Annotated in this window: 1 protein-coding gene; it reads right to left on the minus strand. The window is 72.0% G+C overall.

The annotated features are described in order from the left end of the window. On the minus strand, positions 1-397 hold a 397-nt coding region (locus tag AC559T_RS17500; protein WP_498869419.1), incomplete at both ends, for a thiamine pyrophosphate-dependent enzyme.

Consider the following 397-nt stretch of genomic DNA (forward strand, 5'->3'; position numbering starts at 1 on the left):
GACGGCCACGACGCAGACCAGCGGGAGGTTCAGCCGGGCGGCCGTCTCCAGCTCGGCGATGTGGAACTGGAAGGAGGAGTCCCCGGTGATCAGCATCATGGGGCGCTTGCCGCCGTCCGCCACCCCGGCGCCGACCGCGTAGGGCAGCCCGGTGCCCAGGTGGCCGAAGTTCTGGTTCCACATCACGTCGTGCGGCTTGGCCTGGGAGTACGTCCAGCCGAAGATCGTGGTGGCGCCGCCGTCGCGGATCATGATGCCGTCCGGCGGGAAGACCTTGGTGGCCTCGACGATCAGCCGCGCCGGGTGCACCGGCGACATCCCCGCCGGGGCGGTCTCCGCGAGTTCGGCCAGCTGGGCGGCGTCCTGGCGGATCCAGCCGTCGAGCTCGGGGGTCGGC

The sequence above is a fragment of the Frankia sp. Hr75.2 genome (genome assembly GCF_949319125.1).
GTDB classification, from domain to species: Bacteria; Actinomycetota; Actinomycetes; order Frankiales; family Frankiaceae; genus Parafrankia; species Parafrankia soli.